This is a genomic window from Streptomyces sp. URMC 126 (assembly GCF_051386555.1).
GTDB lineage: Bacteria > Actinomycetota > Actinomycetes > Streptomycetales > Streptomycetaceae > Streptomyces.
The window spans coordinates 1-18944 of sequence record NZ_JBPQTX010000002.1; the positions used below are offsets into that span (position 1 = coordinate 1).

9 protein-coding genes and 1 pseudogene are annotated in these 18944 nt (G+C 73.2%); 4 read left to right on the top strand and 6 right to left on the bottom strand.

The features are described 5' to 3' along the window. From ACSNOK_RS00535 to ACSNOK_RS00560, 6 genes are all read right to left on the bottom strand, one after another. Positions 1-3328, bottom strand: a 3328-nt coding sequence (locus ACSNOK_RS00535) for a type I polyketide synthase (RefSeq protein WP_436778512.1), incomplete at its 3' end; no start/stop codon positions are given. A gap of 3 nt (positions 3329-3331) precedes the next feature. Then, a complete protein-coding gene (locus ACSNOK_RS00540; protein WP_436778513.1) occupies positions 3332-9793 on the bottom strand; it encodes an SDR family NAD(P)-dependent oxidoreductase in 6462 nt (2153 codons plus the stop codon). Between the two features lie 486 nt (positions 9794-10279). After that, positions 10280-11128: an alpha/beta fold hydrolase gene (locus ACSNOK_RS00545; RefSeq protein ID WP_436778514.1), complete on the bottom strand. Its 849-nt coding sequence runs from the start codon at positions 11126-11128 to the stop codon at positions 10280-10282. A 1223-nt stretch (positions 11129-12351) separates the two neighbouring features. Continuing rightward, the gene (locus ACSNOK_RS00550; protein ID WP_436778515.1) at positions 12352-12741 is read right to left on the bottom strand and encodes a hypothetical protein; all 390 of its coding nucleotides are present in this window, start codon (positions 12739-12741) and stop codon (positions 12352-12354) included. A gap of 524 nt (positions 12742-13265) precedes the next feature. Continuing rightward, positions 13266-13991 carry a dienelactone hydrolase family protein gene (locus ACSNOK_RS00555; RefSeq protein ID WP_436778516.1) on the bottom strand — a complete coding sequence of 242 codons (726 nt, stop codon included), beginning with the start codon at positions 13989-13991 and terminating at the stop codon, positions 13266-13268. Between the two features lie 143 nt (positions 13992-14134). Continuing rightward, positions 14135-14551 (bottom strand): MarR family winged helix-turn-helix transcriptional regulator, encoded by a 417-nt coding sequence (locus ACSNOK_RS00560; protein ID WP_436778517.1) that lies wholly within the window; start codon positions 14549-14551, stop codon positions 14135-14137. 57 nt (positions 14552-14608) lie between these two features. On the opposite strand from ACSNOK_RS00560, the gene ACSNOK_RS00565 reads away from it, so the two are divergent. The 4 genes and pseudogenes from ACSNOK_RS00565 to ACSNOK_RS00580 all read left to right on the top strand — a co-directional run bounded on the left by ACSNOK_RS00565 (position 14609) and on the right by ACSNOK_RS00580 (position 18595). Then, complete coding sequence (locus ACSNOK_RS00565) at positions 14609-15139, top strand: DUF6790 family protein (RefSeq protein ID WP_436778518.1); 531 nt, start codon at positions 14609-14611, stop codon at positions 15137-15139. A 1368-nt stretch (positions 15140-16507) separates the two neighbouring features. After that, complete coding sequence (locus ACSNOK_RS00570; RefSeq protein WP_436778519.1) at positions 16508-16714, top strand: hypothetical protein; 207 nt, start codon at positions 16508-16510, stop codon at positions 16712-16714. Beyond that, a pseudogene (locus tag ACSNOK_RS00575) lies at positions 16693-16902 on the top strand (response regulator transcription factor); the annotation flags it as partial. The gene ACSNOK_RS00570 and the pseudogene ACSNOK_RS00575, both read left to right, overlap by 22 nt. A 148-nt stretch (positions 16903-17050) precedes the next feature. After that, a complete protein-coding gene (locus ACSNOK_RS00580; RefSeq protein WP_436778520.1) occupies positions 17051-18595 on the top strand; it encodes a hypothetical protein in 1545 nt (514 codons plus the stop codon). The last annotated feature ends 349 nt before the right edge of the window (positions 18596-18944 follow it).

Below are 18944 nucleotides of genomic sequence, written 5' to 3' on the forward strand. Positions count from 1 at the left end.
CGTCGGGGGTTCTGTCGGGGGATTCGTCGGGGGATTTGTCAGGCGAGGTGAACGCGGGGAGTTCGGTGGCGGCCCGGCGCAATTCCGTGACGACCAGCGGCAGTTCCCCGCGTGCGTGGGCGTTCAGGAGGAGTGTGGTGGCGGGGCCCCGCCCGGCGCCTCCCGGCTCGGGCGCGGTGGTCCCGGGCCCCGAGGCGGCGGCCGGCGCGGCGGTCCGGGGCTCCGGTGTGGTGGCCTCGGCGGTCGGCGCGGGTGCCGGGGGCGGGGGCGTGGGCGCTTCGGTCAGCGGTCGCAGGTGGTCCGCGACCGCCCGGGGGGTGGGGTGGTCGACCAGGAGCGTCACCGGCAGGTCGAGCCCGGTGGCGGCGGAGAGGGCGCGTTGCAGCCGGACGGCCCCGAGCGAGTCGACGCCGAGCTCCGGCAGTGTGCGGTCCGGGTCCACGGCGGTGCCCTCGTCGTACCCGAGAACGCGGGCGGTCTGCGTCAGGACGATGCCGAGGACGTCCCGTGGGGCCTCCGGAGGGGCGGCGTCCGCCGGTTCCTCAGGGGCCGCCGCGGGCCGCTGCCCGGGCGCCGTCCACCGGACGTCGACCCAGTACCGGCGCGGCTGGAACGGGTAGGTGGGCAGGCTCACTCCGCGGCCCGCCCCGGGCGGGAAGAGGCCCGCGACATCGCCGCCCGTGCCGTGCGCGTGCAGCTCGGTGAGGGCGGTGACGAGGGAGACGGGCTCGGGTGCGCGTCCGTCCAGGGTGGCGGCGAGGACGGCGGAGGACGGGGCGCCGAGGCAGTCCCGCGCCATGCCCGTGAGCACCCCGCCGGGGCCGAGCTCCAGGAAGGCGGTCGCGCCCGCCGCCTCCAGGGCGCGGACGCCGTCGTGGAAGCGGACCGGCCGCTCGGCGTGCCGCACCCAGTAGTCCGGGTCGGTGAGTTCTTCCCCGGCGAGGGCGCCGGTCACGTCGGATACCACCGGGATCCGGGGCGGCCGGAACTCCAGACCCCGTGCCACCTCCGCGAGCCGGCCGAGCACGGGCCGCGTCAGCGGCGAGTGGAAGGCGTGGCTCACCCGCAGCCGGGTGGTGCGCCGGCCCCGCTCCCGCCACGGGGACTCCCAGGCGGCGAGGGCGCCGACGGCACCGGACACCACGACGGAGCGCGGCCCGTTGACCGCCGCCACCGCCAACTCCTCGTACGCCGCCAGGCTTTCGCGGACCTCGTCCTCCGACGCCTCCACCGCCGTCATCGCGCCGCCCTCCGGCAGCGACTGCATCAGCGCGCCGCGCGCGGCCACCAGGGCGCTCGCGTCGGCCAGCGACAGCACCCCGGCGACGTGCGCGGCGGTCAGTTCGCCGACCGAGTGGCCCAGCAGGAAGTCGGGGGTGAACCCCCAGGACTCGACGAGCCGGTAGAGGGCGGTCTCCAGGGCGAACAAGGCGGGCTGGGTGTACGCGGTGTGGTGCAGGAGGGCCGCCTCGGGCGTCCCCTCGGCCGCGGACATCACCGGACGCAGCGGCCGGTCCAGGTGCCGGTCCAGCTCGGCGCAGACCGCGTCCAGGGCCTCCGCGAACGCCGGGTAGGCGGCGGCTAGTTCACGTCCGGCGCCGGCCCGCTGGGAGCCCTGGCCGGAGAAGAGGAACGCCGTCCGGCCCGCCCGCCCGGCCACGCCCCGGACGCCGTTCGCGGGCAGCTCGCCCGCGGCGAAAGCCGCGAGCCCGGCGAGCAGTTCGTCCCGCCCGCCGCCCACGACGGCCGCCCGGTGCTCGAAGCGGGCCCGGGTCCGGGCGAGCGCGGCGCCGGCGTCGGCCGGAGTGGCGTCGGGACGGGCGGCCAGGTGGGCGTGGAGCCGCCGAGCCTGGTCGCGGAGGGCGGCGGGCGACTTGGCGGAGAACAGCCAGGGGACGGCCGGGAGTTCGGCGGGACGGCCCGTGTTCTCGCCGTCCGTGCCGGCGGGCGCCTCCTCGACGATGACGTGGGCGTTGCTGCCGCTGATGCCGAACGAGGAGACGCCGGCCCGCCGGACCCGCTCCCCCCGGGGCCAGGGCACGTCCTCCGTCAGCAGCGCGAGGCCGCCCCCCGACCAGTCGGCCTTCGGCGTCGGCCGGTCCACGTGCAGGGTGCGGGGCAGCACCTCGTGCCGCAACGCCTGGACCGTCTTGATGAGACCGCCGACCCCCGCCGCGGCCTGCGTGTGCCCCAGGTTGGACTTGAGCGAGCCCAGCCGCAGCGGCGGCCGGCCGTCGCGCTCGCGGCCGTAGACGGCGTTCAGCGCGTCGATCTCGATGGGGTCGCCGAGCGTGGTGCCGGTGCCGTGCCCCTCGACGGCGTCGACGTCGGCGGGGCGCAGCCCGGCGGCGGCCAGCGCCTGACCGATGACGTGCTGCTGGGACGTGCCGTTGGGCGCGGTGAGGCCGTTGCTCGCGCCGTCCTGGTTGACGGCGGAACCCCGCAGGACGGCGAGGACGCGACGGCCGTTGCGCCGGGCCTCGGACAGCCGCTCCAGCAGGACGACGCCGACCCCCTCGCTCCAGCCCGTGCCGTTCGCCGCCGCCGCGTAGGCCCGGCACCGGCCGTCCGGCGACAGCGCGCGCTGCCGGCCGAACTCCGTGAAGACGCCCGGCGTGGACATCACCGTCACACCGCCGACGAGGGCGAGCGCGCACTCGCCCTGCCGCAGCGCCTGCGCCGCGAGGTGCACGCCGACCAGCGACGACGAGCACGCCGTGTCGATGGTGAGGGCCGGGCCCTCGAAACCCAGCACGTACGAGACGCGCCCCGACAGGACGCTGCCCGCCGAGCCGATGCCCCAGTAGCCCTCCAGGTCGCTCGGCCCGGAGCGGGCGAGGTGCGCGTAGTCCTGTCCGGCCGTCCCCACGAACACGCCGGTACGGGAGCCGCGCAGGGTGCCCGGGTCGATGCCGGCGTCCTCCAGGCACTCCCAGACGGTCTGCAGGAGCAGCCGTTGCTGGGGGTCCATGGCCCGGGCCTCGGTGGGGCCGATGCCGAAGAACCCGGCGTCGAACTCCGTCGCCCCCTCCAGGAAGCCGCCGGCCCGGGTGTAGGTGGTGCCCGGGCGGTCGGGGTCGTCGTCGAAGAGGCCGTCGAGGTCCCAGCCCCGGTCGTCCGGGAACGGCCCGACGACGTCCCGCCCGGCGGCCACGGCCTCCCACAGCCCGTCGGCGGAGGTGATGCCGCCCGGGTAGCGGCACGCCATCCCGACGACCGCCACGGGTTCGGTGGTCCGGGCCTCCGCCCGGCGCAGCCGCTCGCGGGTGCTCTGCAGTTCGGCCGCCACGCGCTTGAGGTACCGGAGTGTCTTGTCGTCGTCCGGCATGGCTCAGGCCACCCCCAGGTCGCGGTCGATGAGGTCGAAGAGCTCGTCGGCGGTGGCGTCCTCGATCCGCCGCCCGTCACCGTCCCCGGGGTCCGGGCGCTCCACCGCGGCGAGCAGCGCGCGCAGCCGGGCGCCCACCGCGTCCGCCTCGGACGGCGGGACGGACGGCAGCAGGGCGGCGAGCCGGTCGAGGTCCGCCAGGACGGCGGACGTGCCGGAGCCCGGCTCGTCCGGGGCGGCGCGCTCCTCCAGCAGGGCGCGCAGCCGGGCGGCGAGGGCGGGGACCGTCGGATGGCCGAAGACGAGGGTGGACGGGAGGGAGAGGCCGGTGACGCGGCTCAGCCGGTTGCGGAGCCGCACGGCGCCGAGCGAGTCCAGGCCCAGCTCCTTGAACGGCCGTTCCGCGTCGACCGTCGAGGCGTCCTCGTGCCCGAGGAGCGCCGCGACCTCGGCGGTGACGACGGCCGCGACGAGCGCGTCGCGCTCCTCCGCGGGCGCCGCCGCGAGCCGGGCGGGCAGGGTGGCGCCGGCCGTCCCCGCCCTGTCGGCCGTCCCCGCCTTGTCCGCCGCGCCCGCCGGGGCGGGGGCCAGGGCGCGGAGCGGTGCGGGGAGCATGCCGTCGCGGCCCTGGGCGCGCAGGGCGGCCGCGTCGAACCGGGCGGGCAGCAGCAGCGCGTCACCGGTGCCGTGCGCCGCGTCGAAGAGGCGCAGCGCCTCGCCGGTCGCCAGCGGGGCCAGCCCCGACCTGCCGAGCCGGGCCACCCCCTCGCCCGCCAGGTGCCGTGTCATGGCGCTCGTCTCCTCCCACAGCCCCCAGGCGAGGGAGACGGCGGGCAGCCCCCGCGCCCGCCGCCAGTGGGCGAAGGCGTCGAGGAACGTGTTGGCCGCGGCGTAGTTCCCCTGACCGGGGCCGCCGACGGTGCCCGCCACGGAGGAGAAGAGGACGAACGACCGGAGCGGGGCGCCCGCCGTGAGCTCGTGCAGATGGAGGACGGCATCGGTCTTGGGCCGCAGGACGCCGTCGAGGCGCTCGGGCGTGAGCGCCTCGACGAGCCCGTCGTCGAGCACGCCCGCCGAGTGGACGACGGACGTGAGCGGGTGCTCCGGCGGCACCGAGGCCAGCAGGCCGGCCACGGCCGCCCGGTCGGTCACGTCACAGGCGGCCACGGTGACCTCGGCGCCCGACGAGCGGAGCTCCGCGACCAGTTCGGCGACGCCCTCGGCCGCCGTCCCGCGGCGTCCGGCCAGCAGCAGGTGCCGGGCACCGTGCTCCACGACCAGGTGCCGGGCCACCAGGGCGCCGATGCCCCCGGTGCCACCGGTGACCAGCACGGTGCCGTCGGGATCGAACGGCAGCGGCTCCCCGGCGGCACCGGCCCGCACGACGCGCGGCGCGTACGCGGTGCCGCCGCGCACGGCGAGCTGCGGCTCCTCGCCGAGGAGCGCCAGGGGGAGCCGCCGGTGGTCGGCGTCGTCGAGGTCGACGAGCGCGAACCGCCCGGGGTGTTCGGCCTGCGCGGAGCGGACCAGGCCCCAGAGCGGGGCCAGGCCCGGCCGGACGGCCTCGTCCGCCGCGACGGCGACGGCCCCGCGGGTGACGAGGACGAGCCGGGAACCGGCGAGGCGCTCGTCCGCGAGCCACGCCTGGAGCAGCGCGAGAGTACGGTGCGCGACCGCCCGGACCTCGTCCGCGTCCGCGCCGCGCGGGGCGGGCACCGGTACGAGGACGGTCTCGGGGACCGCCGTGGCCGCCGCGGCGAGCGCGGCCACGTCCGGGTACACGGGGAGGCCGGCCGCGTAGGCGGGGGCCTTGCCGTCGGCGCTCAGCACTGCGGTGGGGGCGCTGGGGGGCTCTGTTGGGGGCGTCGCCTTGCTGTTCGTGGCGAGTGTTGTGCATGTTGCATTGGGGTGTTTTGTTGTGGGCGCGTCGCCGTCGGGGTGAAGTGGTGCGCCGGGGCGTTCCGTTTTGGTCACCTCGACGTTCGCGTCGAGTGCCGTGTCCGTTGCGTCAGGGTGTTCCGGAGCGGCGGCCTTGACGTCGGCGCCGGGGGTGTCCGGGCGTTCCGGCGTGGCCACCGCGCCGTCTGTAGCGGGTGTGGCGCCCGTTGCGTCAGGGTGTTCCGCAGCGGCGGTCTTGACGTTCGCGCCGGGGGTGTTCGGGCGTTCCGTTGTGGCCACCTCGACGTCTGTAGCGGGTGCGGCGCCCGTTGCGCCGGGGTGTTCCGGAGCGGCCACCGCGACGTCCGCGCCGCGTACCGCGCCCGTTCCGTCGGGGCGTTCCGGCGCGGCGACCGGCTGCCACGCGAGGCGGAACAGCGCGTCCGCCGCCGGACGTACCGACGCCAGCGCCGCCGCTGACACCGGACGGGCCGTCACCGACGCGACGGAGACGACCGGAGCCCCCGTCTCGTCGGTGGCCGACATCCGGGCCACGCCCTCGCCGAGTCCGGTCAGCGTCACCCGGAGCCGAGTGGCGCCCGGGCGGGCGATGCGGACGCCGGACCAGACGAACGGCAGCCAGACGGGCGCCGACGCGTCGTCCCCGCCGAACGTATCTGCCTTGCCGGGCGCGCCTCCCTCGTACGACGCGCCTTCCTTGTACGACCTGTCGTCCGTGCCCGCGACGCCGTCCGTGTCCGCCGCGTCGGCCGTGCCCGTTCCCGCCGTCTCGGGGAGCCGGGCGTGGAACGCCGCGTCCAGCAGCGCCGGGTGGATCCCGAAGCCGTCCGCGTCCTCCGTGGTGTCCACCTCCGCCAGGAGGTCGTCCCCCTGCCGCCAGGCCGCGCGCAGCCCCCGGAAGGCCGGGCCGTAGCCGAAACCGCGGTCGGCGAGCCGGTCGTAGAGGCCGTCGAGGGACACGGGCGTGGCACCGGGCGGAGGCCAGGCGGCCGGTGGCGGGGGCGTGTCCGGTGGCGCCGCCGCCGTGAGGAAGCCGGTCGCGTGCCGCGTCCACTCCTCGCCGTCCGCCGCCCCGGCGGGACGCGCGTGGACGGAGACGGGCCGGGCACCCCGTTCGTCCGGCGCGCCCACCACCGCTTGGAGGTCGAACGCCGCCCCCGCCGCGAGGGCCAGCGGCTTCTCCAGGGTCAGTTCGGCCACCGTGTCGCAGCCGGCCCGGCCGGCCGCCAGCGCCGCCATGTCCACGAACGCCGTGCCGGGGACCAGGACGGTGTCGTGCACCGCGTGATCGTCCAGCCACGGGTGCGCGTCCCGGGATATGCGTCCGCCGAGCAACCGGCCCTCGGTGTAGGCCAGTTCGGTGACCCAGGTGAGCAGCGGATGGCCCGTCGGGCGTCGGCCCGCGCCGTCGGCGTCCCGCTCGGTGGGCCGGGGCGCGGCCCAGTACCGCTCCGACTGGAAGGCGTACGTGGGGAGTTCCGCCCGCCGGGCGGCGCCCGCGTCGAACACGGCGTCCCACGCGACCGGCGCGCCGTGCACGTGCGCCGCCGCGAGGGCGGCGGTGAAGGCCGCCGCCTCGCCGTCCCGCCGGGAGGTGGCGAGGACGGCCGCCGGCGCGCCCGCCGCCTCCACCGTCTGTTCCAGCGCGACCGTGAGGATGGGGTGCGGGCTCACCTCGACGAACGTGGTGTGACCGGTGTCCAGGAGACCTCGGACGACCTCGTCGAAGCGGACCGTCCGCCGCAGGTTCCGGTACCAGTAGCCCGCGTCGAGCCCCGCCGTGTCGAACAGCCCCGCCGTGACCGTCGAATGGAAGGCGACGGTTCCGGAGCGGGGCGCGAGCGGCGCGAGGACCTCGGCGAGCTCCTCCTCCACGGCCTCGGCCTGCGCGGAGTGCGACGCGTAGTCGACGGGGACGCGCCGGGCCCAGAAGCCCTCCTCGGCGCAGCGGGCGAGGAGCTCGTCCAGGGCGCGGGGATCGCCGGAGACGGTGAGGGAGGACGGTCCGTTCACGGCGGCCACCGAGAGGTGCCCGTCCCAGCGGCCGAGCAGCGGCAGCAGCCGCTCCGGGGGCGCCGTCACCGACGCCATCCCGCCGCGCCCGGCCATGGTCGCGGCGATGGCCCGGCTCCGCAGCGCCACCACGCGGGCCGCGTCCTCCAGCGACAGCCCCCCGGCGACGTACGCGGCGGCGATCTCGCCCTGCGAGTGCCCGACGACCGCGTCCGGCCGCACCCCGTACCGCCGCCAGAGCGCGGCGAGCGCGGCCATCACGGCGAACAGGGCCGGCTGGACGACGTCCACGCGGTCGAGCGAGGGAGCGCCCGGCGCGCCACGCAGCACCTCGTCGAGGGACCACGCGACGTGCGGCGCGAGCGCCTCCGCGCAGGCGCGCAGTTCATCGGCGAACACGGGCTCCCTGGAGGCGAGTTCGCGGCTCATGCCGAGCCATTGGGAGCCCTGCCCGGGGAAGACGAAGACGACCTTGCCGCCGGTGCCGGCCCGGCCCACCGCCGTACCCTCCGTCGCCTCGCCGCGCGCCAACCCAGCTATTCCGTCCAGTAGTTCGGCGCGCGACGTGCCCGTGACGGCGGCCCGGTGGTCGAAGTGGGCGCGGGTGAGGGCGAGTGCGGCCCCGACGTCGGCGGGGGCGGTATCCGTATCCGGGCGGGTCGTGAGGTGGGTGTACAGCCGGCGCGCCTGGTCGCGCAGCGCGGCGGGGGACTTGGCGGAGAGCAGCCAGGGGACGGCCGGGGGAGCGGCGGCGTCCGGCGCGGGCTCCGGGCCGTCGGCGGGCGCCGCCGCTCCCACGTCGCCCGCGGGCGCCCCCTTCGCGTCGCCCGCGGGCGCCTCCTTCGCGTCGTCGGCCGGTGCCTCCTCCACCAGGACGTGCGCGTTCGTGCCGCCGACCCCGAACGCCGACACCCCGGCCCGGCGGATCCGCTCGCCCCGCGGCCACGGCACCGGCTCCCGCAGCAGGGACACGGCGCCGCTCGACCAGTCCGCCTTCGGTGTGGGGCGGTCGACGTGCAGGGTCCTGGGCAGCACCCCGTGCCGCAACGCCATGATCATCTTGATCAGGCCGCCGACGCCCGCCGCCGCCTGGCTGTGGCCGATGTTGGACTTCAGCGAACCCAGCCGCAGCGGCCGCCCGGCGGGCCGGTCACCGCCGAACACCGCCGCCAGCGAGTCGATCTCGATCGGGTCGCCGAGCGTCGTACCCGTGCCGTGGCCCTCCACCGCGTCGACGTCCCCCGGGCGGAGCCCGGCCGCCGCCAGCGCCTGCCCCACGACCCGCTGCTGCGCGGCGCCGCTCGGCGCCGTCAGGCCGTTGCTGGCGCCGTCCTGGTTGACGGCGGAACCGGGCAGGAGCGCCAGCACCCGGTGGCCGCGCCGCCGCGCCTCGCTCAGCCGCTCCAGGACCAGGACGCCGACGCCCTCCGCCCACCCCGTACCGTCGGCCGCCTCCGCGTACGAGCGGCACCGGCCGTCCGGGGACAGCGCCCGCTGCCGGCTGAACTCGGTGAACACCTTGGGCGTCGCCATCACGGCGACCCCGCCGGCGAGCGCGAGCGAGCACTCGCCGGCCCGCAGCGCCCGGGCCGCCAGGTGCACGCTCACCAGGGACGAGGAACAGGCCGTGTCGACGGTGAGCGCCGGGCCCTCGAAGCCGAAGACGTAGGCCACCCGGCCGGAGAGCACGCTGCCGGCGGAACCGATGCCCCAGTAGCCCTCCAGCTCGTGCGGCCCCGAACGGGCCACCTGCTCGTAGTCCTGGCCGCTGCTGCCGACGAAGACGCCCGTCGGCGACTTCCGCAAGGTGCCGGGATCGATCCCCGCGTGCTCCAGGGCCTCCCAGACCGTGTGCAGGAGCAGCCGCTGCTGCGGGTCCATCGCCAGCGCCTCGCGGCGCGAGACGCCGAAGAAGTCCGCGTCGAAGTCGGCCACCGGGTCGAGGAAGCCGCCGGCGCGGGCGTAACAGGTTCCGGGGCGCTCCGGATCGTCGGAGAAGAGGCGGTCGAGGTCCCAGCCGCGGTCGGCGGGGAAGCCCGACACCAGGTCCCGCCCGGCGGCCACGGCGTCCCACAGGTCGGCGGGGGAGGCGATGCCGCCCGGGTAGCGGCAGGCCATGCCGACGACGGCGACGGGGTCGTCGGGACCGGAGCCGGCGGACGGGTCCGCCGGGGTTTCGGGGACGGCTTCCGCCTCCGGCCCCCACCCCAGGGACGCCAGCAGGTGCGCGGCCACGGCGGCGGGCGACGGATGGTCGAACAGCACTGTCAGCGGCAGGTCGAGGCCGGTGGCCGCGGCGAGATTGCCCGTCAGCTCCAGCGCGGCCAGGGAGTTGTAGCCGAAGTCGCGGTAGGCGAGGTCGGGGGAGATGTCGTGAGGGTCCGTGCCCAGCAACTCGGCGGTCTTCTCCCGGACCAGTTCCAGCAGGACCGCGTACCGGGCTTCCGGCGGCAGGGCGGCCAGCCGGTCCGTCAGGGGAGTGGGCCGCCGCCGCCCGTCCCCCGGCCCGGCCGCGTCGCCCGCCGGATCCGTCGCGCCCATCGCTTCAGCCATCACGTCCCCCTGTCGTTCCGTGCGCCCTGCTTTTCCGGCTGCTCGGTTCGCCGGTTCGCCGGTTCCGTGGATTCCTGGTCCCGGGATCCACGGATTTGTGTGCGTGTGCGTGTGCGTATCGTGTGCGTGGATTTCGGTAGTCCCGGGCGGCCCGTGGCTTCGCGTTTCGGGTAGCCCGATAACCCGGTGGCCCGATAATCCGGTGGCCCGGCGTTCCAGCGCTCGCGGCCCCGTACCGGCGCCTCGCGCGGTCGGCTCTCGCGCCCCTGTCTTCCCGGTCGGACCACGCGTCCCCGCCCCGCGTCCGCCGGTGTCCGTGTACCTACGGCTGTGGCGTGATGTGGACGCCGGCCCGTCCGGCTTCTCGCCGCCCGCCGAAGGAGGGGCAGCGCCATCCGCTGAAACGGGCGGTGTCACTCCGAGCACCGGGTGGCCGCCTCCGGAGCGGAGGGCGGCCGGGTGAGGATCCCGCCGTACGGACGGCGGCTAGCCGACGGCCTTGCCCGTGAGGAGGAACGACCGGATGTACGCGGAGAGCCGCGCCGGCTGGTCCTCGGGAATGAGCGTGTAGCAGTCGTCGAGCTCCACCAGCTCGCCCTGCGGCAGCAGCTCCGCGAGTTTCCGTCCGTGCTCCGGCGGCATCACCTTGTCCTCGGCGGCCCACACCACCAGCGCCGGGCGGTCGAAGTCGCGCAGCTTCTCGGCCCAGGACAGCAGCTCCTCCTTGGGCGGCACTCCGAGGACGTACTTCCGCAGGTCACGGCGGATCTCGGGGTTGGTCCACAGCGGCTCGAACCAACCGTTCATCACCTCGTGCGGGACCGGCCGCTTGCTCATCCAGCCCCAGGTCATCGGCAGCCGCCGCATCGGCTTCATCTTCAGGAGCTTGAAGGCGAAGTTGAGGCCGCCGGGCATCTTCGCCGAGGTGAACAAATTCGAACCGGGCAGCCCGGGCGGGAAGTTGTCGAACGCCTCGCACGACGTGATGACGAGACGTCCGATCCGCTCGTCCCGGCCCAGCGCGACCAGCGCCTGGCCCCCGCCCCAGTCGCTCATCACCAGGGTCACGTCGCGCAGGTCCAGTTCGTCGAGGAAGTCCGCGACGATCCCGGCCACGCCGGGGATGGACAGGTCGGCGTCCTCCTTCATGGGCCGGCGATGCCCGCCGAGCGGCAATGTCGGTACCACGCACCGGAATTCCCCGCGCAGATCCGCCACCACGTGGCGCCACAGGGAGCCGTCCATCGCGACACCGTGCAGCAGGACCACCACGGGCCCGTCGCCACCGGTGTCCTCGTACTCCAGAGTGCCCGCCGCGAGGTGTACCTCAGCCATTTCGGAATCTCCTCTGTCCTGATCGGATGCGGGGACGCGAACGGCCGTCGGCACCAGGTGCTGCCACACGGGGCCAGTTGGCGGCGCACTGGCCCCCGGCCGGTGAGCCGGAGCAAGCAAAACATCTCTCCCTCTTTTTCGCCAGCATCATCTCGGCAAAGAACGATCATTGCCCAAAAGGGCAATAGTGAGGGTCCGGCGGCCTGGGTATGGTGAAAGCTTCCTCCGGTCACGGAACCACCGCACAACCACCGCACGCGGCACACAAACCGGCCGCTATGGCCCGCCATGCTTGAAATGCGCGAACGCTTCCGCCCAGGAACCGGGCGCACGGGCAGGGCGTTTACCCTGCGGCAATTCCGTCCGGCGCGGACATCCGCCGCACACTTCCGGCCGACACCGGGTGCGCCGCGAAGGAAAGAGGCCGTTACGGGAGATACGCGCGCCGGGCGTTTCCCGCCGAAAGGCGCCGCCACCGCCACGGAGGCCGGGTATGGGGCGCGCTCTGTCGCTCGGGGCTCTCTTGCGCTCCATGACGCGGCGGGAATTGGCCGAGTTTCCGCGCCCATTGGGGAGAGATTACGTGGCGGTACCCCGAGGCGTCAGGCAACGTGTCGTCGGGCGACCGCCGGCCGGCGGGTTCTACGGTGTGGTCAGCCCCCGAGGCCGTCGCGTGACGACATCGCGTCGTTCGACTGACGCGGGGCGGAGGCGCCGCCGCGCCGTTCGCTTGCCTGTGCACATGATCGTTTCGGCGGCGCACGCCGTGCCCTCCGCCCGAGCCGTCGGTGACGACGCTCCTCCGCCGGTGCACAGGGCCGACGCGGCCCTGGCCTGACGGCACCCCGACCGGATGGCGGTGGTGGTGGAGAAGGGCGGCAGGCGGCGGGACGTGGAGCTACCGCGAGTTGGCCTGCTGGGCCCCGGAGCCGGGCCTTCGCCGGCCACCGCCCGCGCGTCCAGGGCCCGTCGCGCTCATCGACGGCACCCACTGGTGCCTGCGCCGCACCTCCCTGGACGAGCCCGTGGCGGACACCGGCCGCGGAATCGCCTGTGGGGACCGGCCGCCCGTGGGTCCTGGCGGCCGATCCCCCTCGAAATCCCCCGCGTTCGCCGGCCTCGCGTGGAGGTTCGCCGGCCTCGTGCGGGGCCCGGCCCGTGGCACCGGCGACGGCCGCACCCCCGAGCGGGGTGCGGGCCGCCGCCGGCGTACGGGCGTGGCGTCAGCGGATCGACATGGTCACCTGGGCGTCGTAGCCGTTGTGCCAGCCGGTGCGGGCCCCGTTCACGTTGTTGCCCTTCGGACAGGCCTTGTACGTCTTCCGCCAGCTACCGATCTTCACGTCGCCGTAGACGCACTTGCCGTCCGACTTCTTGTCGTAGACCCAGATCTGGACGCTGGACTGCCACGTGCTGCCGACCTTGCGCCGGCACTCCCAGTAGGCCACCGCGCCACGGTCGGACGGCACGGTGATGCTGTCCTGCCAGCACCTCTGTGCGGCGGCGGTGGAGCCCGCGGAGGCCGGGGCCGCCTGGACGGCGGGCGCCATCGCGAGGCCGCCGCCCAGCATCAGGGTCGTCGCCGCCAGGGCGGCACTCCTGCGTACGCTCATGGTTCTGTTCCCTCCGTTGTCGTCCGGGCCGTGACGCCCGGCACGGCAACGACTGTCCCCCGCCGGCCCGGCCGGTACCAGCGACGGCGGCGGGAACGGGAAGACGTGGGACGTCCCACGGGGTGACGTGCGGAAACGCGATGTCCCAGGGTGCCGTCCTGGGACACCCCGTTCCTCCTGAACCGCGCCACGCCCCAGCGGAACGACCGCGTCACACGCGAGCGGCCCGGGAGCCGGTCGTCGCGGCGACGCCGACTCCGCCGCCCGGCCCCTGAGCCCACAGCCCCGGTCGCCGTCCACCGCGACCTGGCCGCCCTGACACCGCGGGAGCGCGAGGTGCTGACGCTCGTAAGCCGGGGCCAGTCCAACGGCTGACTAGCCAGGACCCCGCCCCTCAGTGAGCTTCACCGCCTTCCCTCCCCCTCCGGCCGCCGATGCCCCGCGCCCGCTACGCGACCCGGACGCATCGGAGCCGGGCGGAGACCACGCCGGCGGGCAGGAGTGAGTATCAGGAGCCGATCGGATCAATCCGTGACGGGCAGGCACTCGGCGAGCAGGGCGACGATGTCATGCCAGGCTCGCTGTGCGTGCCGGGGGTGGTAGCCGACGCCGGGACGCACGGTGTGGTCGACCGGCGGGTGGTGGAAGGCGTGAAGGGCCCCTCCGTAGACCGTGAGGCGCCAGTCGACGCCCGCGGCCCGCATCTCCTCGGTAAACGCGTCCCGTTGGGCGGGCGTCATGATCGGGTCTTCCGATCCGACGCCGGCCCACACCGGGCAGCGAATGCGTGCCGCCTCACCCGGTCGGCCCGTGATCAATCCGTTGACTGTCCCGATCGCGCGCAAGTCTACGCCGGCACGGCCGAGTTCCAGTGCGACCGCGCCCCCGGTGCCGTAGCCGACGGCGGCGATCCGGTCGGGGTCCGTCCGTGGTTCGGCACGCAACACGTCGAGCGCGGCGTGACCGATTCCCCGCATCCGGTTGGGGTCGGCAAGCAGCGGCATGCAGCGGGCCAACATTTCGTCCGGGTCGTCCAGATAGCGCCCACCGTGGAGGTCGAAAGCGAGCGCCACATACCCCAGCTCGGCCAGCGCCTCGGCCCGGCGTCGCTCCACATCGCTGAGCCCGACCCCCTCGGGTCCGACCAGTACGGCAGGCCGGCGCTCGGCACCGGCCGGGAGCGCGAGGTGTCCGATCATCGTCAGGTTGTCGGCCGGGTATTCGACCGTACGAGTTGTGATCGTCGTCATGTGACGGGACGGTAATGACCGTTGCGCCCCCTCGGGACGCTGTTCACCGATGGCAGACGGCAATCCGTCCCGACCGCATCACCCGGGCCCGCGCGATCCGAGGGGGCGCCGCGGCGCGAATCCCATCGGATCCGCCCGCCGGTTCACTTCTCCAGGATCCGTACCAGCCGGACGGTGTCGGACAGGTACCGCTCGTAAGGGAAACCGGCCTCGAGCAGGGCGTTGCGCAACTCGTCGTAGAGCGGTTTCCCGCTTTCGTGAAAGGCTTCGCGGCCGGCGTCGGTGATGCCGACCAGTCGTCGCCGTCCGTGGTCGGGATCGGGGCGGACCTCGACGAGCCCGGCTGCCTCCAGCGGGCGCAGGGCCCGGCTGATCGCCGGGTCGGATACCGACAGCGCCTGTGCCAGGCGGTGCTGAGTCACCGGCTGCAGGTCCTCCAACGTCCCCAGCAATCGCATCTGGCTGTAGCTCAGGCCGGCGGAGCCGTCGCCGCGCTGCCGCGCGGCCTCCCCGAGCAGGAACACCACGCGATGCAGCAAGTCAGCGAGCCCGTCGTCCATGCGGCGAGCGTACCAGAGTCTTGCCTGGTTAATATTAACCATGCAAGACTTATGGTCATGAGTGAGATCTCCTATGCGGTGCGGTCCGCGTTACCTCTGGTCTGGGTGCTCGTAGCGACGGTCGGTGCGCTGATGCGCACCCGGCGCAGCCCCTCCCGCCAAGCGGCATTGGAAACCTGGCAGCGGTGGTGGGCCGTCGCCGCCCTCGGCTGCGGGAGCCTGTGGCTCACGATCGCGTTCGTCACCATCCCGGACGGAATGGCCGCCACGATCGGCTTCAATCGAAGCCCGTTCGAGTTCGAGATTGCCTTCGCCAACCTCGGGCTCGCGGTCATGGGCTTTCGCGCCGCCTCGCCCTCGGCCACGGCCCGTGAGCGCATCACTGTCGGTCTCGGCGCCGGAATGTTCCTCTGGGGCGCGGTGATCGGCCACGTGTACCAGTGGTTCGCCAACGGCAACCACGCTCCGGGCAACGGCGGCGGGGTCCTGGTCTGCGACGTGCTCTTCCCCGCCGTCACCATCATCCTTGCCCGTCGCTCGCAACGGCTGTCCACGGCCGAGCGGCCCGCCACCACAGTCCACGCCTGAGGGCAGCCGGAACCATCCGCCGTTCGCTGCCGAGCTGACGCCACCTCAGGGTTCACGTCACGGCCCGGCCGCCGACCGCGGCTCGTCAGTGACCACCCACGGCCTCCCATGGGATCGGTCACAGCAGATGCCGTGCCCGAAGGTCCGCCACGTACTTGGTGATCAGGTCCTGCGGCAGATGCGCGATGTCGTTCTCCTCGGTGAGTGCGGCTGCCCGCACTGCCGCGCGGAAGCGTTCCGCCGGTAGAGCCGAGCCGGGCAGGGGCTCCTGCGGCTGCGCGGAGGCGTGCGGCAGGGGGAGCAGTGAATGCCGCTGCCGCCGGCCGCCCGACGAACGTGTCGAGTGAGATCCCGTCCTCGTGCGGATTGACGACGCCGAAGGTCCGGTACCCCTCCCGTGCGTCGTGGCAAGCCCACACCGGTATAAGCCGACACATACAGCCGCCTGCCGGCACGTGCACTCACACGCGTGGCAGGGGGGCGTCGCCGCCAGGTGCTGGTCGAGGACCGCATGTTCGACAAGGGCGGAGTGGCGTACGACCGGATCAGGGAGTTGGTCGGCGACGGGCTGGCGACGTGCCCGTATGCCGAGCACCGGCGGCGGCGACGGCTCGCCCAGCCCGCCTTCCATCACGGCCGTCTCAACGGTTACGCCGACGTCATGACGGCCCAGGCAGCCTTAGGGACAGTTCCTGGACGTCCAGGACGAGATGCTGGCCCTGACCATCAACAGCTTGATGGTGACCATGTTCCCCGGCTCGTTGCCGCCCGACGGTTCGGTGGGCGGTCAGTGATCTGCGCACCCTGGTGCGCGTGATCTATCGGAGAGTGATCACACTGCGGGCGCTGAACCGGCTCCCCACGCCAGGCAATCGGCGCCAACACCGGGCGGGGAGCCGGTTGCGGGCGACCTTGCGAGACATCGTCGCCGACCGGCCAGGGGGATACGGCCGATCGCGGCGACCTGCTGGACGCATACGCTGCCGAGCGGGGAGACACCCCGCAGCGGCCCGGCGACGAGATCATCGATCAGGCCGTCATCTTCTTTGGCGGCGGGGTCGACACCGCCGCCAAGACGCCGGCCTGGGCGGCTGCATCTGCTCGCCTGCCATCCCGTACATCCCCGGGATGACGAGCTCGTACGGTTACACCCGGGGTGTGACGCCACCCCGTCCCCCCGAGCCTGAGTTCGTGCCATGATTCATGATCCCGGCAGTCCGCAGCAGGTCGTCGTGCGGCTCGTCGGCGTATACAAGGAATACGGCGACATCAAGGCTCTGGGCGGCATAATCCCTGGAGGGTCGGACCCCGGGGCTGATGCGGATCGTGGGGCGGGAACGCGAGGGTGGCGGAGTGGGGAGTTCAGGGGTGGGATGGCCGATCGTGGCGCTGGCGGTGGCGTGTGCTGCCGCGGGCTGGCTGGGCGTGGCCCTCGCCCGGGCGCGGCGGTGCCACCGGTCGGCGCTGGAGGAGCGCGGTCGGCTGCTGGAGCGTGAGCGGGAGAGCGCCGCACGGACGGCGGTCGACGCCGAACGGGCCCGAATCGGCGTGGACCTCCACGACACGAGGTGCTGACACTCGTGGGCCGAGCCCTGTCCAACGGCGAACCCGCAAGGACCCTGACCCTCAGTGAGGCGACGGTGAAGACCCATGTGGCCCGGATCCTCGCCAAACTCACCCTGCGCGACCGAGCCCAGGCCGTCGTCCTCGCCTACGAGACGGGCCTCGTCACTCCGGGCGACGCGGACGGAACGGTTCGGTAGCGACGGCCGGGGGCCCTCGCCGCCGTGTGGGTCCGGCGGTGGTCGACTCATCTGCGATGTCAGTCCCCCTGCAACGATGTCATCTCATCGGCGTGGTGACGCGTGATGTGCGTCGGGAGTGCGTGGAGGGCGAGAGGGAGGCGGGAGCGTGTCCACGATGCCAAGGTTCGATCAGCGGGCGGTGGCACTGATCGAATTGCGGGGGACGGGGTGTGAGCACGAGGAGTTCGAACGTGCTCTGACGGATCAGGGATGGAAGATCCTGGAGAGGCGCGGTGCCCTCCCTTCCGGTGTCGCGGAAGGTCATTCCTGGTACGTCATCGAGGTACGTTTTCCCGGCAGCCGCATCAATGCGGTCAGGGGAGCGCGTGAGCGGATCGAAGCCCTCTCCGACAAGTTGGTGCTGGAGCTCAACGTCGGAGTGGTCGATCGCGTCGACCGGGATCCCGTGAACCGGCCGCATTGGTCTGCGTACGAACGGCCGAACGTCCATCCGTTGACTACTTCGCTGCCTTGGCGGCGGCGGTTGGCGGACCGATGGAGGCTTTGGCAAGCAGAGAAGCTGGGGGTCCGTGACACAGGGCGTTTGATCACTGCATCCTCGGCGCTCTCCGCACAGCACCTCGCTGTGCGACATCTGCCGGGAACGGTGACACCACCCGGGCGGATATCCGTGCGCGGGCCGATGGGTGCGACGCCGCGTGGGGTGAACTCCTATGGGCGGCGCCGTGAATTCAACAGGCGGATGTCGTGGCTGACCCTGCTGGTGATGGTTGCCGTGTGGGTTGGAGCTCGACTTGCCGACCGGTATGCCCACGGATTCGCATCGTGGGCATGGCTCGCCGGGATGGGTGTGGTGATCGCTTTCGCTCTGGCGAAAGCAGTGACCCATGCCGCTCCGGGCATGCCGCGTGCGAAGTGCCTCTTGGTGAGCGGTGGTCTGACCTTGGGCGCGGCCGCCTTGGGGGCACAGCTGGCCCGTACTGCGCCCATTGCCGGATACGGCTCGCGCGCTATCTTCTACCTTGCCGTGGCCGGACTGTTGTGCAACGGCATCAGGATGCTGGTACGCCAGTGGAGTTGGCAACGCACTGCCTCGTGGTTGCTTCCCGCACTTCTTCCGATCGGGTTGGGCTTTCTTCCGTCGCTGGGGCTTGGGTTGCACGCCTTCTACCTCGATGCCTTTGGCTTGAACTCAGAGGATGTGGAGATACCCAAGTTTTGGGAATTTCTTGCTTCGTCCAAGCTGGCGGCATGTATGAGTCTGGAGCTGGTTGCTCTGGCATTGCTCGGATACCTCAAGCATTTCCACTTGTATGTAAAGGACCGTTGGTACGTCACTCTCGTCGTCTTGGCCCTCGGCTTGTGCCTACTGGCTTACGGCATGGGTGATCTGGGCCTTGTTTCTGCGGGCAGGGCAGGCTCCAAGGCTGTGGCGGAAGCGAAGAAAGGGAATACTCCTTCTGCATACTTCGGTATCAAACCGGAGTGGGTGTGTGTGCACCCCATTGGAAAAGTCTCCGATGTCCCCGTCGACGGCGGCGAGTTGGTGCCGGTGCGCCCCTACCTGCAGATGGGTGATTCAGGCGGGACGGTCGTGCTCTGGGACAGCGTCGAAGGAGAGGCGATCAAGGTTCCCATGAGTAAGCTCCGTATCGTCCCAGTGGGCAGGCGGCCTGAGTCCTGTGCATAGCCCGTGGTCGGGGGCGACCGGTTACGGATTATGCGAGTTGGGAGGTCGCTCACCGGAGCGGGGCGGTGGCCGGCTCGGCCGTCGTGGCACTGGGGAGACCTCGTTGATCGGAGTTGAGTTCGATCAACGCGTGCTCCGACGGCGAGAAGGGTGTGCCAGACCCCGCCTCGCGGGGTGCTTACGGTTGCCGGCCCGTAGAGCTCAAAGCGATCCTTGAGCGCCGATACCGGCAGAATCCAGACGATGCCCATGATGCCGTTGAGCGCGGCCCATTCGATACGTTCGTAGAGCCCGCGTCCGACACCTACCTCCAGCCTCCCGCCCCGACAACTGGTCGAGTAGCGCCTGC

Bases quoted from the DNA above. Each gene is read 5' to 3' on its own strand.
- ACSNOK_RS00560 (WP_436778517.1), bottom strand. From the start codon at position 14,551: ATGGACGACGGGCTCGCTGACTTGCTGCATCGCGTGGTGTTCCTGCTC.
- ACSNOK_RS00550 (WP_436778515.1), bottom strand. From the start codon at position 12,741: ATGAGCGTACGCAGGAGTGCCGCCCTGGCGGCGACGACCCTGATGCTG.
- ACSNOK_RS00545 (WP_436778514.1), bottom strand. From the start codon at position 11,128: ATGGCTGAGGTACACCTCGCGGCGGGCACTCTGGAGTACGAGGACACC.
- ACSNOK_RS00555 (WP_436778516.1), bottom strand. From the start codon at position 13,991: ATGACGACGATCACAACTCGTACGGTCGAATACCCGGCCGACAACCTG.
- ACSNOK_RS00565 (WP_436778518.1), top strand. From the start codon at position 14,609: ATGAGTGAGATCTCCTATGCGGTGCGGTCCGCGTTACCTCTGGTCTGG.
- ACSNOK_RS00540 (WP_436778513.1), bottom strand. From the start codon at position 9,793: ATGGCTGAAGCGATGGGCGCGACGGATCCGGCGGGCGACGCGGCCGGG.